Source organism: Azospirillum sp. CT11-132 (assembly GCF_047302835.1).
Taxonomy (GTDB): Bacteria; Pseudomonadota; Alphaproteobacteria; order Azospirillales; family Azospirillaceae; genus Azospirillum.
On the sequence record NZ_JBGLZA010000006.1, the window covers coordinates 239,121 to 254,452 of the forward strand.

At 70.2% G+C, this 15,332-nt stretch carries 12 protein-coding genes; 11 read left to right on the forward strand and 1 reads right to left on the reverse strand.

Going from position 1 to position 15,332, the window contains the following annotated elements:
• Nucleotides 1-92: 92 nt before the first annotated feature.
• The 11 genes from pseI (at nucleotide 93) to ACCD06_RS25055 (ending at nucleotide 14,986) form a co-directional block, all read left to right on the forward strand.
• A complete protein-coding gene (pseI, locus tag ACCD06_RS25005; protein WP_413344276.1) occupies nucleotides 93-1,151 on the forward strand; it encodes a pseudaminic acid synthase in 1,059 nt (352 codons plus the stop codon).
• Complete coding sequence (locus ACCD06_RS25010; protein WP_413344278.1) at nucleotides 1,144-1,890, forward strand: cytidylyltransferase domain-containing protein; 747 nt, start codon at nucleotides 1,144-1,146, stop codon at nucleotides 1,888-1,890. The genes pseI and ACCD06_RS25010 overlap by 8 nt, the downstream gene beginning before the upstream one ends.
• 32 nt (nucleotides 1,891-1,922) lie before the next feature.
• The gene (locus ACCD06_RS25015; protein ID WP_413344280.1) at nucleotides 1,923-2,156 is read left to right on the forward strand and encodes an acyl carrier protein; all 234 of its coding nucleotides are present in this window, start codon (nucleotides 1,923-1,925) and stop codon (nucleotides 2,154-2,156) included.
• Nucleotides 2,157-2,159: 3 nt separating this feature from the next.
• Nucleotides 2,160-3,035, forward strand: coding sequence for an alpha/beta fold hydrolase (locus ACCD06_RS25020; RefSeq protein ID WP_413344282.1), 876 nt, complete (start codon nucleotides 2,160-2,162; stop codon nucleotides 3,033-3,035).
• Nucleotides 3,032-3,280, forward strand: a complete 249-nt coding sequence (locus ACCD06_RS25025) for an acyl carrier protein (RefSeq protein WP_109445356.1) — start codon at nucleotides 3,032-3,034, stop codon at nucleotides 3,278-3,280. Before ACCD06_RS25020 ends, ACCD06_RS25025 begins: the two co-directional genes overlap by 4 nt.
• Nucleotides 3,277-4,455: an AMP-binding protein gene (locus ACCD06_RS25030; RefSeq protein WP_413344284.1), complete on the forward strand. Its 1,179-nt coding sequence runs from the start codon at nucleotides 3,277-3,279 to the stop codon at nucleotides 4,453-4,455. The genes ACCD06_RS25025 and ACCD06_RS25030 overlap by 4 nt, the downstream gene beginning before the upstream one ends.
• Entirely contained in the window at nucleotides 4,452-5,240 is a 789-nt protein-coding gene (locus ACCD06_RS25035; RefSeq protein ID WP_413344286.1) for an SDR family NAD(P)-dependent oxidoreductase, read from the forward strand. The genes ACCD06_RS25030 and ACCD06_RS25035 overlap by 4 nt, the downstream gene beginning before the upstream one ends.
• A 39-nt stretch (nucleotides 5,241-5,279) precedes the next feature.
• Complete coding sequence (locus tag ACCD06_RS25040) at nucleotides 5,280-6,338, forward strand: 3-oxoacyl-ACP synthase III family protein (protein WP_413344288.1); 1,059 nt, start codon at nucleotides 5,280-5,282, stop codon at nucleotides 6,336-6,338.
• Nucleotides 6,339-6,538: 200 nt separating this feature from the next.
• On the forward strand, nucleotides 6,539-8,401 hold the full coding sequence (locus ACCD06_RS25045; protein WP_413344291.1) for a flagellin: 1,863 nt from the start codon (nucleotides 6,539-6,541) through the stop codon (nucleotides 8,399-8,401).
• Between the two features lie 142 nt (nucleotides 8,402-8,543).
• Nucleotides 8,544-9,008 (forward strand): flagellar biosynthesis repressor FlbT, encoded by a 465-nt coding sequence (locus ACCD06_RS25050; RefSeq protein ID WP_247870957.1) that lies wholly within the window; start codon nucleotides 8,544-8,546, stop codon nucleotides 9,006-9,008.
• A complete protein-coding gene (locus ACCD06_RS25055) occupies nucleotides 9,005-14,986 on the forward strand; it encodes a tetratricopeptide repeat protein (protein WP_413344293.1) in 5,982 nt (1,993 codons plus the stop codon). Before ACCD06_RS25050 ends, ACCD06_RS25055 begins: the two co-directional genes overlap by 4 nt.
• Before the next feature lie 123 nt (nucleotides 14,987-15,109).
• Here the strand turns inward: ACCD06_RS25055 and ACCD06_RS25060 are convergent, their stop codons facing one another.
• Complete coding sequence (locus ACCD06_RS25060) at nucleotides 15,110-15,289, reverse strand: YdcH family protein (protein WP_042694032.1); 180 nt, start codon at nucleotides 15,287-15,289, stop codon at nucleotides 15,110-15,112.
• Between the last annotated feature and the right edge of the window lie 43 nt (nucleotides 15,290-15,332).

Here is a 15,332-nt window from a genome sequence, read left to right on the forward strand (position 1 = left end):
TCGTGGAAGACTGATCCCAGTCCCTGGTCCCCTTGGAAAGCCGCCCCTTGCCGAACGCCGTCCCCAGCCTTCCTCCCCTCGGCCGTCCTCCCATGTCCATCGCCGGCCGTCCGATCGGCTGCGGCCATCCGCCCTATCTGATCGCGGAGATGTCGGGGAACCACAATGGCGACCTGGGCCGTGCCCTGGCGCTGGTGGAGGCGGCGAAGGAGGCGGGGGCCGACGCGGTCAAGCTGCAGACCTACACCGCCGACACCATCACCATCGCCCATGACGGTCCCGGCTTCCGGCTGGAGGGCGGGCTTTGGGGCGGACGCACCCTGCACGACCTCTACCGCGAGGCGCACACGCCCTGGGAGTGGCATGCCCCGCTGTTCGAGCGGGCGCGGGCGCTGGGCCTGACCATCTTCAGTTCCCCCTTCGACGAGACCGCCATCGAACTGCTGGAGGATCTCGACGCCCCGGCTTTCAAGATCGCGTCCTTCGAGTTGATCGATCTGCCGCTGATCCGCCGCGCCGCCCGCTCCGGCAAGCCGCTCATCATCTCCACCGGCCTTGCCACGCTGGGCGAGATCGAGGAGGCTGTGGCCGCGGCCGGCGACGTGCCGCTGGCCCTGCTGCATTGCGTCAGCGGCTATCCCACCCCGCCGGAGGACTGCAACCTCCGCACCATCCCTCATCTGGCCCAGACCTTCGCCGGCGTCACCGCCGGCCTGTCCGACCACAGCCAGGGCATCGCCGTGCCGGTTGCCGCCGCTGCAATGGGCGCCACCATCATCGAGAAGCACTTCACCCTGTCGCGCGCCGACGGCGGGGTCGACAGCGCCTTTTCCCTGGAGCCGGCGGAGTTCAAGGCGATGGCCGACGCCGTGCGCGCGGCGACCGCCGCCATGGGCCGGGTCGACTATACGGTGAAGCCCAGCGAGGTTGGCGGGCGCGACTACCGCCGCTCCCTCTATGTCGTCGCCGACGTGGAGGAGGGAGAGCCGCTGACTGCCGCCAACGTCCGCTCCATCCGCCCCGGCTTCGGCATGGCGCCCAAGCATCTGCCGGACGTGCTCGGCCGCCGCGCCGTCCGCCGCCTGAACCGGGGGGAGCCGCTGTCCTGGGACATGCTGGCGCCCCCGACGCAGGAGGACCGGCATGGATAAACCGCGCGTCGTCGCCATCTCGCAGGCTCGGATGACCTCCACCCGGCTGCCGGGCAAGGTGCTGATGCCGGCCGTCGGCCGCCCGCTGCTGGCCCACCATCTGGAGCGGCTGTCGCGCACGCCCGGCCTGGATGCGGTGGTGCTGGCGACGACGGTGAACGCCACCGACGACCCGGTGGTGGAGTGCGCGCAGGGTCTGGGCGTCGCCGTCTTCCGAGGCGACGAGCAGGACGTGCTGGGCCGCTTCGCCGGTGCTGCGGTGCTGGCCGGCGCCGATCTGGTGGTGCGCGTCACCGCCGACTGTCCGCTGATCGATCCCGCGCTGGTCGGCCGCCTGATCGCCGCCTTCCAGGAAGGCCAGCCGCTGGATTACCTGTCGATCGACAGCACCCGCTACCCGCGCGGCCTGGATGCCGAGATCTTCCCGCGCCGCCTGCTGGACGAGGCGGCGGCCAATGCCGCCGACCCGGCGGAGCGGGAGCATGTCACCCCCTACATCTACCGCCGCCCCGACCGCTTCCGGCTGGGGACGGCGTTGGTGCCCGACGCGCCGGTGGAGCCTGCCGACCAGCGCTGGTGCGTGGACGAGCCCGCCGACTACGAGTTGGTGCGGCGCCTGCTGGAGGCGTTGGTGCCGTCCAACCCCGGTTTCGGCTGGCAGGATTGTTGCAAAACTCTTCGCGACCACCCCGATTGGGTGGACATCAACCGTTCGGTCCGGCAAAAGACGCTGCACTGATCCGGTCCCGGTTCGACCAAGGAGAAAAGCTTATGGATCGCAATGAATTCCTTCTCGCTCTTGACGAGATGCTCGAACTGGATCCCGGCACGCTGACCGGCGACGAGGCCCTGGAATCGCTGGAGGCCTGGGACTCGCTGGCGGTCATCAGCTTCATCGCGCTGGTGGACGAGAAGACCAGCGTGGTCGTCGAAGGCGAGAAGCTGGCCAAGGCGAAGACGGTCGCCGACCTGCTGGCCCTGGCGGGTGCCCCGGTCGCGGCCTGACCGGTGCCGGTTCCCGTTTCCCGGCCTGTCACTGAAGGCAGCCGCCTGCGCGCCGGTGTCGCCACCGTCGCCGGCGGCCCTGCCGCCTACCTGTCGGTCGGCAGCGGCGGCGTGCCCGTCCTGCTTCTGCATGGCTTCGCCGGCGACCGCCTGACCTGGCAGTTCAATCTGTCGGCCTTGTCGGCCCGGCGGCGCGCCATCGCCGTCGATCTGCCGGGCCATGGCGGATCGACGCCGGATGTCGGCAGCGGCCGGGTCGCCGATTTCGCTCCCTGGCTGGTCGAGTTCCTCGACAGGCTGGAGTTGCCGCGGGTGCATCTGGTCGGCCATTCGATGGGCGGCTATGTCGCGCGCGAACTGGCCGGGCTGGCGCCCGACCGGGTGGCGAGCCTGACCCTGCTGTCCAGTGCCGGGCTCGGCACGCCCTTCGACCTGAACTTCCTGCGCCGTGCCATCGCGCCCGCCGACGTGGCGGAGGGGCGCGCCTGCGCCGAACGGCTATTCGCCGGTCCGTCGCCGCTGATCCCCCGCTTCGGCGAGGTGCTGCACGCCCAGGGCGCCGACCCGGTCCGCCGGGCAGGGCTGGAGCGGATCATCGAGGAGTCCTTCGCCGCCCATGCCGATGGCGGTGGACCGCCGGTGGACTGGAGCGCCTATCCGATGCCAATCCAGGTGCTGTGGGGACGCGAGGACCGCATCATCCCGCTGCCGCCCGCCGACCGGCTGCCGCCGGCCGCCCCGTTCCGGGTCTTCGACAATGCCGGCCACCTGCCGCACATCGAGGCCGCCAGCCCGGTGACCGCCGCCATCCGGGCCTTCCTGGACGGCTGCGACGATGTTCAAGCCGGGCGCCCACTCCCTGAGCCGACCAGACCATGACCGACAGCATCTTCGCCCTGATCGCCGAGGAACTCGGCCGCATCGCCGCCGACAAGGGAGAGGCCCTGCCGCCCCTGACGGCGGACAGCCGTTTCCTCGACGGCGATCTGCCGATCGACTCCCTCGACCTCGCCACGCTTCTGGTGGTGCTGGAACAGCGCACCGGCCAGGACCCCTTCCGCGAAGGCTTCCGCCAGTTCACCACCGTCGGCGAACTGGCGGCGCTCTACACCGTTCCTGCATGACAGACGGCCGCCCGGACTGGATCCATCCCGCCTTCCGTCTGATCGAAGGGGAGGAGGTCTTCGGCTGGGCAGACCTCGCCGCGCTGCCGGTGCCGGCAGGCGGGGTCGTGCAGGCCGACCGGCCGTCGCGTGTGCTGGCGGCGCTGGCCGCTGCGGAGGCGGCGGGGCAGGGGGTTCTGCTGGCCCGAGGCGGTGCGGAGTCCGCAGGCTGGCAGTCGGGACAGGGCTTCTCCGTCACGCTGGAAAGCTCCGGCACCACCGGCACGCCCAAGCGCCTGCGCCATGATTTCGCCCGCCTGCGCGGCCGGCTGCGCGGCGTGGCGGAGGAGGGCGCGCGCTGGCTGCTGACCTATGATCCGGGCGCCTTCGCCGGCCTGCAGGTGATGCTGACCGCCGCCGCGGCCGGAGCGCTGCTGGTCGCCGTGCCCAGTTCTGGTGCGGGAACGATCGCCGCGCTGGCGCAGGCGGCGCGGCGCCATGCCGTGACTCATGTCAGCGGCACGCCCAGCTTCTGGCGCGCCTTCCTGATGGCGCTGGGCGATGCGGACTTGCCGCTCGCCGCGGTGACGCTGGGGGGCGAGGCCGCCGACCAGCCGCTTCTCGACCGGCTGGCGGAGCGGTTTCCCCAGGCCCGGCTTCGCCACATCTACGCCTCGACCGAGGCGGGGGCACTGTTCGCCGTCGCCGATGGCCGGGCCGGCTTTCCGGCGGCCTGGCTGGACGCGGCGCCCGACGGGCTGGATCTGCGCATCGCCGAAGGGGTGCTGGAGGTGCGCAGCCCGCGCGCGGCACCGGGTGCGGTCGATGCCGACGGCTGGCTGTCCACCGGAGACCTCGTGGAACGCCGGGGCGACCGGGTGCTGTTCGCCGGGCGGCTCGACGGGTTGGTCAATGTCGGCGGGGTGAAGGTCTCGCCGGAGGCGGTGGAGCGGTGCCTGCTGGCGGTCGACGGGGTGGCGGATGCCGCGGTCGTCGCGGTGCCGAGCCCGATCACCGGCCATCTCCTGACCGCCACCATCGTTCCGGTCCCGGGCGCCGATGAGCCCTCCCTTCGCGTTGCCCTGCGCGCCGCCACCGCCGACCTGCCGCCGGCCGCCCGGCCGCGCGCCCTGACCTTCGCCGACCATATCCCGCTGAGCGCCGCGGGCAAGAAGAGCCGAAAGGGATCCCAATGACCGCGTCAGCCCCCGCGTCAACCGCCCCCGCGTCAACCGCCATTGGGCCGAAGCGCCACGTCATCGTCACCGGCGGCAGCCGCGGCCTCGGCCTTGCGCTGGTGGAGGCATTGCTGGCCGACGGCTATCGGGTCTCCACCTGCAGCCGCTCCTCCTCCGACGCGCTGGAGCGGCTGGCCGGTCCCGACCTGTTCTGGCACCCCTGCCGCATCGGCGACGGCGACGAGGTGCGCGCCTTCTTCGATGCCGCCATCGCCTGGGGTGGCGAGGCGCCGCTGTGGGGGCTGGTCAACAATGCGGGTATCGCGCGCGAAGGCGTGCTGGCGACCTTCCCGGAGGTGGATGCGGACGCGGTGATCCAGACCAACCTGACCGGCGCGCTCCAGGCCGCCCGCGCCTTCCTGCGGGCCAAGCTGACGGCGCGCGGGGCCGGTGCCCGCGGTGGGCGGATCGTCAACATTTCCTCCATCATCGGCCAGCGCGGCTATGTCGGGCTCGCCGCCTATTCGGCGTCGAAAGCGGGTCTCGACGGCCTGACCCGTGCGTTGGCCCGCGAGGTCGGACGGCGGGCGATCACCGTCAACTCGGTGGCGCCGGGCTATCTCGACACCGAGATGTCGGGCACCCTCTCGGACGGGCAGCGCGACCAGATCGTCCGCCGCACGCCGCTGGGCCGGCTCGGCACCGCGGCGGACGTTGTTCCGCTGGTCCGTTTCCTGCTCGGCGACGGCGGTGGCTTCATAACGGGACAGACCCTTACGGTGGACGGTGGCATCACCTGCTGAGGCCGTAAGTGACGCTGTAGGAAAATGGGGGAGGCGGAGATGGTCGCCAGCCGGATCGACGGGGTGGGCGTGCGCGGCGTCGTCGGCTGCGTGCCGGAAGGACGCGAGACGGTCGGGGATCTCGCCCGCCGCTTCGGCGAGGACGCGGCCCGCAAGATCGCCGCCGCCACCGGGATCGAGGAGCGGCGGATCGTCGCCCCCGGCCAATGCACCAGCGACCTTGCGGAGGCCGCCGCCCGCCGTCTGCTCGACGGTCTGGGCTGGGAGCCGGGCAGCATCGACCTGCTGGTCCTGGTGACCCAGACCCACGACCAGACGCTGCCGGGCACCGCCTCGCTCCTGCACCGGCGGCTCGGGCTGCGCAAGGGAGCGGCGGTGCTCGACATCACCCACGGCTGTTCCGGCTTCGTCTATGGGCTGTGGGCGGCGGCGGGGCTGCTGAAGGCGGCCGGGCGGCGGGCGCTGCTGCTGGTCGGCGACACCACCTCGCGGCTGGTCGATCCGGAGGATCGCGCCGTGGCGCCGCTGTTCGGCGACGGCGCCGCCGCGATCGCCCTGGAACTGGACGACGCGGCCTCGCCCATGGCCTTCGACCTGGGAAGCGATGGCGCCGGTGCACCCTATCTGGCGGCGGACGGCGGCGCGATGCGCCATCCCGACCGGCCGCCGCGCCTGTTCATGGATGGAACCCAGGTCTTCGCCTTCACCCTGCGCGAGGTGCCGGGCAGCGTCCGCGCCGTGCTGGAGTGTGCCGGCTGGACCACGGACATGGTCGACCACCTCGTCCTGCACCAGGCCAACGCGCAAATGATCCGCCATCTCGGCCAGAAACTGGGGGTTTCCGCCGATCGCACCGTCGTCGCCCTGCGGGAGGTCGGCAACACCAGTTCCGCCTCCATCCCGCTGGCATTGGCCGGTTCGCTGGCGGAACCGCTGGCCTCGGGCTGCCGCCGGCTGTTGCTGTCGGGCTTCGGCGTCGGCTGGTCCTGGGGTAGCGCGGCGCTCGCCGTCGGACCGCTGGCGGTGTGCGAAACGGTTGTCCTGTCCGGCAGGAAATACCCGGCAGAATCTGCCGCCCCGGCAACCCCTGCCCCCTGACCGGCAGAATTTGCCGACAGGTGGGCAAAATTTGCCGGGCATATTCATGCCCACCGGTATGGATTACCAAGGAAACCCGGCAAATTTGAACTGGCCCGCTTCTTGCCTACCCCTTTGGCGGGGGAATTAGTCCCCTTCCGGGTCAAGCGTTCCGAAATCGGTGCGCGTCCGGACATTGATCCTCCAAAGGAGTGGCTATCATGGCTGGCAACGTTACCCTCTCTTCGTCCATGCGGACCAACCTGCTGCAGCTGCAAAGCACGCAGGAACAGATCAACAAGAAACAGAACATCCTGTCGACGGGCAACAAGGTCAACACCGCCCTCGACGGCCCGACCGCCTTCTTCTCGGCCAAGGGTCTGAACCAGCGCGCCGGCGACCTGACGTCGCTGAAGGACGCGATGGGTCAGTCGATCAGCACCATCCAGGCCGCCGACAAGGGCCTGACCGCCATCGACTCCATGGTCGACCAGGCCAAGGGCCTGACCACCGCCGCCTATGCGGCCCTGGGCAACGATGCCGCCTCCATCGCCACCCGCAAGTCGCTGGCTTCGCAGTTCAACACGCTGCGCGGACAGATCGACAAGCTGGCCGCCGACAGCGGTTACGGCGGTAAGAATCTGATCGCCGGCAACGGCCTCAGCATGGACAGCACCGCCTCGTCCCGTGCCGCCGTCAACACCATCGTCGGCGTCGACAATGCCCGCGTCACCAACGTGCAGGCGCCGGACACCTATTCGATCCGCATCAAGGGCGACGGCTCGATCGAGGGCAAGACCTCCGACATCAATTCGGCCGAGAATGCGCACGGCCTGACCGGCCTGAAGCTGTCGGGCACCATTTCCAGCACCTCGGGCAGCTTCTCCAACGTCCAGATCGAGGTGCGCGGCGCCAACGGCCGCAGCCGTGACATCATCGTGTCGGACGGCAACGAGAGCCGGACGACCTCCTACTTCGACAACACGCAGACGACCTCCACCAACCTGACGCAGGCGGCGACGTCGACGCAGGCCCAGATCTCCACGGTGAACGTCAGCGGCACCATCGAAGAAGGCGACATCTTCTCGATCACGGTGGAAGGCCAGACCTTCAGCTACACCGCCACCAGCGGCGACGTCGCCGTCGGCCAGAACGCCGCCAAGAACGTCGCGACCAATCTGACGAACTCGATCTCGAGCGCCATCTCGGGCAGCGGCCGTCTGGCCGGCAAGGATGTCGCCTCCGCCACCATCGGCGGCAGCGGCACCATCACGCTGACCGGCAACACCACGAGCGGCGTGGTGCGCGACTTCACCCTGACCTCCAGCACGACCAACGCGCTGACCAAGAAGATCTCGGAGAGCTTCGCGTCGGGCACCGTCGTGTCCTTCACGGTCGACCGCCGCCTGCTGGAAGCGGCGAACAACCAAGGCAACGGCATCTCGACCATCGAGAAGAAGGTCGACCTGCAAATCCAGGTCACCAACTCCAACGGCGCCCAGGTCACCCGCGACGGCATGAGCGATCAGGGCGACGGCAAGCTTGCGAGCGGCGATCAGGCCTTCGCCTTCGACAGCGGCACGGTCCATCTGGACGTCGATGCCAAGACCATCAAGCAGGCTGCTTCGAGCAACTGCTCGGCCAACATCGTCACCAAGCAGATCTCCGACGCCAACTCGTCGAACGACATCACCGTCCAGCTCAACGAGACGAACACCAATTCGATCACGGTGAACGCGGTGAACCTGACCACCAGCGGTCAGGGTCTGAAGCTCGACGAAGCGCAGAACGACTGGACGGACCGCAAGGACATCGACAAGGCGGTCGCCGGTCTTGACAACGCCAAGTCGACGATCCGTTCTGCTTCGCAGTCGCTGTCGACCAACCTGAACATCATCACGACCCGTGAGAACTTCACCAAGGAGTTCAGCGACGTGCTGACGGAAGGCGCCAGCAAGCTGACGCTGGCCGACCAGAACGAGGAAGGCGCCAGCCTGCTGATGCTGCAGACCCGGCAGCAGCTGGGCACCATCGCCCTCTCGCTTGCCAACCAGTCGCAGCAGTCGATCCTGCGCCTGTTCTAAGGCGTAGAGTTCGGACGGCAAGTTCGGGTAGGATCACGCCCGGCGGGCGGCGGCATCAGGCCGCCGCCCGTTTCTTTTTTGGGCCGGACCGGGCCGGCAAAGGCCGGACGGCGACGGCCCGCAAGCCCCGGGTTCCTCACTCATGCCACTCAAGTTCGTGCTTCGTCCCAACGAGAAGGTCATCATCAACGGTGCCGTCATCGGTGCCGGCGACCGTCCGGGCTCGTTCTTCCTTTACAACACCGCCAATTTCCTGCGTGGACGCGAGGTGCTGAAGGAAGAGCAGATCGACTGTATCGAGAAGAAGCTCTATTTCGTCATTCAGCTCGTCTACATCTTCCCGGAAGACTCGACGCTGAACCTTCAGCGCTTCGCCTCCATTCTCGACGAAACGCGCGAGGCGCGGCCCGACGCCGCCAAGACGCTGGACGAGATCACGCGACTGGTCGAAGGCCGCAACTACTACCGGGCGCTCAAGCTCTGCCGCAAACTGTTCAGGGCGGCGGACGGCGCGGTGGTCGATGACGGTGCCGAGCAGATCGGCGCCGAACAGATCGGCGGTGGCGCCGACGACGATGACACCCCGACGACAGACCGGATGCCGTGACCGCCGCTGATCTGCTCGACGCCGCATTGCCGCTGCACCGCGCCGGCCGCCTCGCCGAGGCGCTGGCGCTGTATCGCCGGATCCTGATCGACGATCCGGCGCATGCCGACGCGCTGCACCTGTCGGCCATGATCGCCTACCAGACCGGCCGGACCGCCGAGGCACTTTCCGGACTGGGGGCGGCCCTGGCGCTGCAGCCGCGCTTTCCCACCGCCTACAACAGCCTCGGCAATGTTCTGGCCGATCTGAACATGCCGGATGAGGCGCTTGCCGCCTATGCGGTCGCGATCAGGCAGAACGACCGCTATGTCGAGGCCTATGGCAACCGCGCCACCGTGCTTCAGCACCTCGGCCGGCGGGAAGAGGCGGCGGACTCCTATGCCCGTGCGCTGACCTTCGACCCCGACAATCTGACCGCCCGTTTCAACTACGGCATCCTCCAGCGGGAAATGGGCCGGATCGCGCCGGCGGCCAATGCCTTCTACGCGGTGGTCCAGGCCGACCCGTCGCGGTCCGCCGCCTGGCGGCATCTGGCGATCTGCCTGCGCGGGTTGGGCCACCCGGATGCGGAGGCCTGCCTGCGCCGTGCGCTGGAGGCCGTCCCGGCGGACGAGGAGCTGTCGCTGGAACTGGGCGTGCTGCTGAATGGCCGGGGCGACCATGGGGAAGCCTGCGGCGTTCTCACCCCGGCGGTCGCGGCGCATCCCGGCAATGCGCAGTTGCACTTCGCCTTCGGCACCGCCCTGCAGGGCATGGGGCGGCTGCGTGAGGCCGTCGCGCAGTTCCGCCTTGCGTTGGACCGCGAACCGACGATGCAGGGCGCCTGCAACAATCTGGGCGTGGCCCTGCTCGAACTCGGGATGACCGGCGAAGCCGTCCCGGTGCTGCGCCGGGCGTTGATCCTCAGCCCCGACGACGCCGTGGCGGTCAACAACCACGGGACGTCGCTGGAGGATCGCTACGACCCCGCCTGCGATTTCGAACGGCCGGCGCGGTGGTACCGGCGCGCCCTGCGCCTTCGGCCCGACTATGGGAAGGCCCTGGTCAATCTCGCCGGCACCCACATCGGCATGCGGGAGACCGGCCGCGCCGAGCATCTCTGTCGCCGTGCCGCGGCGGCCGCCCCCCGAAGCGTCGAGGCCTATTCCAACCTCGCCGGCCTGCTTCTCGAGCGCGACGACACCGCCGGGGCGGTGCGTCTGTACCGGCGCGCCTTGGCGGTCGACGCCGGGAACCCGACCGCATTGACCGGCTACGGCCTTGCCCTGCAGATTCTCGGCCGTATCGGGGAGGCGGAGGCGGCCCATCGGCGCGCGCTGGAGATCGACGGCAACAATGCGGAGGCCGCGGGCAATCTCGGCATGATGATCTGGCAATACCGCCAGGACCACGCGGCGGCCGAGCCTTTCATGAACCTCGCCCTGTCGGTCAATCCATCGCTCGGCACGGCGCACCTCAATCGCGGCATGATGCGCCTCACCCGCGGCGATCTCGCCGGCGGGTGGGAGGGATACCGCTGGCGTTTCCGGGCCAAGGGGTATGTGAACCGCCGGATCGCCGCCCCGCTGTGGCGCGGCGAGGAGCCCGGTGGCAGTCGCCTGCTGGTGTGGCGCGAGCAAGGGGTCGGTGACGAGATCCTGTTCGCCTCCTGCTATCCGGCGTTGATCGCGCGGACCGGGCATGTGGTGATCGAATGCGACCGACGTCTGGTGCCGTTGTTCGCCCGCTCCTTTCCCCAGGCGACCGTTCGGGCGGAATCGGTCGATGCCGCCGGCCGGGAGACGATTCACTCGCCGGACCGGCCGCCGGGCGTCGATTTCCATGTGCCGGCCGGCAACCTGCCGGAGCTGTTGCGCGGCAGCCTGTCCGCCTTCGAACCGCAGGAACCCTGGCTGGCGGCGGACCCGGCACTGGTGGAGCGCTGGCGAGAGCGGCTGGCGGCGCTGGGGCCGGGCTTGCGGATCGGCATCGGCTGGCGCAGCCAGCTGATGACCGCCGAGCGCAAGGCCGCCTACGTGCTGCTGGAACATTGGGGGCCGCTGTTCGCCGTCCCCGGACTGGTGTTCGTCAACCTGCAATATGGCGACTGCGAAGCGGAACTGCGGACGGCGGAAGAACGCTTCGGCGTGACCATCCACCGCTGGGCCGACCTGGACCTGAAGGACGACTTCGACGGGGCGGCGGCGCTGACCGCCAACCTCGATCTGGTGATCTCGCCGGCGATGTCGGCGGGGGAACTGGCCGGTGCGCTGGGCGTGCCGGTCTGGCGCTTCGGCTCCCGCGATTGGACGCAGCTGGGCACCGGCGTCCGGCCCTGGTTCCCGACCATGCGCCTGTTCCAGCCCAGACCGGGCGAGGGGCTGGAGGCCACGCTCGTCCGAATGGCGCAGGAGTTGGCGCGCGCGGCGTCCTGCAAGCCTCCGGTGCGCCTTCCGGTCCCCGACGCGGACGGAAGGCCGGGGAGTGAGGCCGACAGACTGACGGCGGATGCCGTCGCCCATTACCGCGCCGGCGACGCGGCGGCGGCGGACGCCCTGGTGCGGCAGGTGCTCGACACGGCACCCGGTCATCCGGTCGCCTTGCATCTGGCCGGTGTGCTGGCGAAGCGTCGCGGAGCATTGGAGGAGGCGCAGGCCCTGCTGGTCCGCGCCGTCGCCGCCGACCCGGTCAATGCCTCCGCCCATGCCGCGTTGAGCGAGGCCTGCCAGGGGTTGGGCCGCTTCGACGCGGCCGAGCGGGCGTCGCGCGCCTGTGTCGCGGTGCAGCCCGACGGCGTCGGGCATTGGGTCAACCGGACCGCGTTGCTGCGCCGCATGGAGTTGGATGGGGAGGCGCGGTCCGCCGTTGCCCATGCGCTGCGCCTGCGCCCTGATCTGGCGCCTGCCCACGGCCACCGTGCCGAACTGGCGGTGCGTCCGGAGGATGCGGTGGCAGCCCATCGCATCGCGGTCGCCCTGATGCCGGGGGCCGCCGATATGCTCAGCAATCTCGCCACCGCTCTCCACAAACTTGACCGTTTCACCGAGGCCGCGCGCGCGGCGGACCACGCGACCCGTAGCAACCCCGGCCTCGCCGTCGCCTGGACCAACCTGGGCAACAGCCTGGAAGCGCTGGGCAGGGTCGCGGAGGCGGAGGCCTGCCACCGCACCGCGATCGGCCACGACCCATCGCTTGCCGAGGCCCACGGCAATCTGGCCTATCTGCTGAAGCGGCAAAGCCGGCATGAGGAGGCGCTGGCCGCCTTCGATGCGGCCCTGCAGGCCGATCCCAAGCATGCGCAGTCCCATTTCAACCGCGCGCTCCTGCTTCTGGAGACCGGCGTCCTCCGATCGGGCTGGAACGGCTACGACTGGCGTTTCGGCACGCCGGCGCTCCGGAACCATCGACGCCGGCTGTCCATGCGGGCCTGGCGCGGCGAGAACATCGCCGGACGGCGCCTGCTGGTGTGGCGGGAGCAGGGCATTGGCGACGAGTTCCTCTTCGCCTCCTGCTATGACGAGGCGATGCGGCGCGCCGGCCGTCTGGTGATCGAATGCGACCGCCGGCTGGTGCGGCTGTTCGCGCGCTCTTTCCCCGATGCCGATGTCCGCCCGGAAAGCACCGACCCGCGCGACGCCGATGTCCAGATCGCCGCCGGCAGCCTGCCGCGCCTGCTGCGCACCGAGTTGAAGCGCTTCCCTGAACGGCATTCCTGGCTGGTGCCGGATCCGGCGCTGGTGGAGCGCTGGCGGGAGCGGCTGGCGGCGCTGGGGCCGGGCTTGCGCGTCGGCATCGGCTGGCGCAGCCAGCTGATGACCGCCGATCGCAAGGCCGCCTATGTGCTGCTGGAGCATTGGGGGCCGCTGTTCGCCATCCCCGGACTGGTGTTCGTCAACCTGCAATATGGCGACTGCGAGGCCGAGCTGCGGACGGCGGAAGAACGCTTCGGCGTCACCATCCACCGCTGGGCCGACCTGGACCTGAAGGATGATTTCGACAACGCGGCGGCGCTCACGGCGAACCTGGATCTGGTGATCTCGCCGGCGATGTCGGCGGGGGAGCTGGCCGGTGCGTTGGGTGTGCCGGTCTGGCGCTTCGGTACCCGCGACTGGACGCAGCTGGGCACCGGCGTCCGGCCCTGGTTCCCGACCATGCGCCTGTTCCAGCCCAGGCCGGGCGAAGGGCTGGAGGCGGCGCTGGTCCAGATGGCGAAGCTGTTGCGGGCCACCGCATCGCCGCGCGGGAGGGGGACGGCGCCTGCCGGGGCACCTGTCGGTATGGGGGATGGCGAGACCGCGGCCCCCGACCCGGACCGGCTTCTGGAGCAGGCGGTCGCCGCTCATCGTGCCGGTTCCTTCGTTGCGGCAGCCCCCCTTTACGAGCGGGTGCTGACCCACCGCCCGCGGGATCCGGTGGCGCTCCATCTGTCCGGCCTGCTTGCTCACCAGACGGGCGCGCCGGAACGCGGCGAAGCGCGCATCGCCGCGGCGGTCGCCGCCGCTCCGGAGTATGCGACGGCGCATATCAGCCTGGGGAACGTTCGTCTGGCTCTCGGACGGGCAGGACCGGCCGCCGCCAGTTTCCGGACCGCCCTGGCGCTCCAGCCCGGCAATGCCGCGGCGCTGACCAACCTCGGCAATGCGCTCGACGCGCTGGAGCGGAGCGGGGCTGCCGTGCCGCTCCACCGGCGGGCGACCGCCGCCGACCCAGACCTTGCGGAGGCGTATGACAATCTGGGCGCGGCCCTCGCCCGGCTCGGCCGCTGGGGCGAGGCGGAGCGGGCGCATGCCCAGGCGCTCCGGCGGGCACCGGCGCTGGAGGCTGGGTGGGTAAACCTGTCGGTGGCTCTGCGGCGCCTTGGCCGGCTGGACGCCGCGGAGCGGGCGGGCCGCCGCGCCCTGGCGCTCGCCCCCGCCCTGGCCGACGGCATGGCGAACCGCGGCCGGCTGCTGCGCGAGATGGGGGACGACGGCGCGGCGGCTTTGTGGTGCGGCCGTGCGCTGGCGGCTGAACCGGGCCACGCGGCGGCGGCCTTCAATGCCGGGGTTCTCGATCTCACCGCCGGCCGGCTGGTGCAGGGATGGGAAGGCTATGACCGGCGGTTCGACACGCGCGACCTGACGTCCGCCGCCCGCCGCCCGGCCGTCCCGCTCTGGACGGGCGGCGACCTGTCGGGCAAGCGCCTGCTGGTCTGGCGCGAGCAGGGGATCGGCGACGAGCTGATGTTCGCCCAGCGCCTGCCCCGACTGATCGCCCGCACCGGCCGGGAGGGGGGGCGCATCGCGGTGGAATGCGACCCGCGCTTCGTCCCGCTGTTCGCCCGCTCCTTCCCGCAGGCGACGGTACGGGCGGTACCGGCCACGCCGGCCGAACCGGTGCCCGATGCCGATTGCCATGTCCCTATCGGATCGCTGTCGCGCCATCTGGGCGCTACCCTGGCAGGCTTTGCCGGGCTGGAGCCCGCTTTGCGTGCCGATCCGGCGGCCGTCGACGGCTGGCGTCGGCGGCTGGCCGGACTGGGAGAGGGCTTGCGGGTCGGCATCGCCTGGCGCAGCGGCCAGCTCGATCCGGACCGCATGCCCGATTATACGCGGATCGAGGATTGGCGGCCGGTGCTGAGCCTGCCGGGGCTTGTTCCGGTCAATCTGCAATATGGCGACTGCGGGGCCGAACTGGCTGTGGCACGGGAAGCGTTCGGCCGTGCACCGCATGCCTTCCCCGACCTCGACCTGCGCGACGACCTCGACGGCACGGCGGCGCTGATGTCGGCCCTGGATCTGGTGATCTCGCCCGCCACCTCCACCGGAGAACTGGCGGCGGCACTGGGCGTGCCGGTCTGGCGGCTGGCACGGACGGGCGACTGGACGATGCTCGGCACCGCGGTGCGGCCCTGGTTCCGGTCGATGCGTCTGTTCCGGACCGGCCCCGGCCAACGGGTCGCCGATCTGCTGCCGACGGTGGCGGCGGAGCTTGCGCGTCCCGGTCGGGCCATCGGCTGAAAGAAGCCTGCCATCAAAAAGTCGGGCATTAAAAAAGCCGGGTGAGGCGATCCGCCTCAACCCGGCCTTTTCGAACCCCTGTTCAAGGGTGGTGTCTGAAGGTCGATGCTGTGATTGGGGGGATTAATTCATCGGGCCGGTGCGCGTCAGGCGGTCGATCTCTTCCTTGACGTGCAGCTTTTCGAGCTTGAGGCGCTTCACTGCGCTCTCATCCGGCCAGGAGCGCTTTTCCTCGTCGAGGATCGCCCGGTCCAGGCGCATGTGCTTGTCTTGCAGAGACGAAAGGCGAGCTTCAGTGTGCATGAGTCGCTCTCCATAGGATCAGTCCGCGTCCCGCCGCAATGTG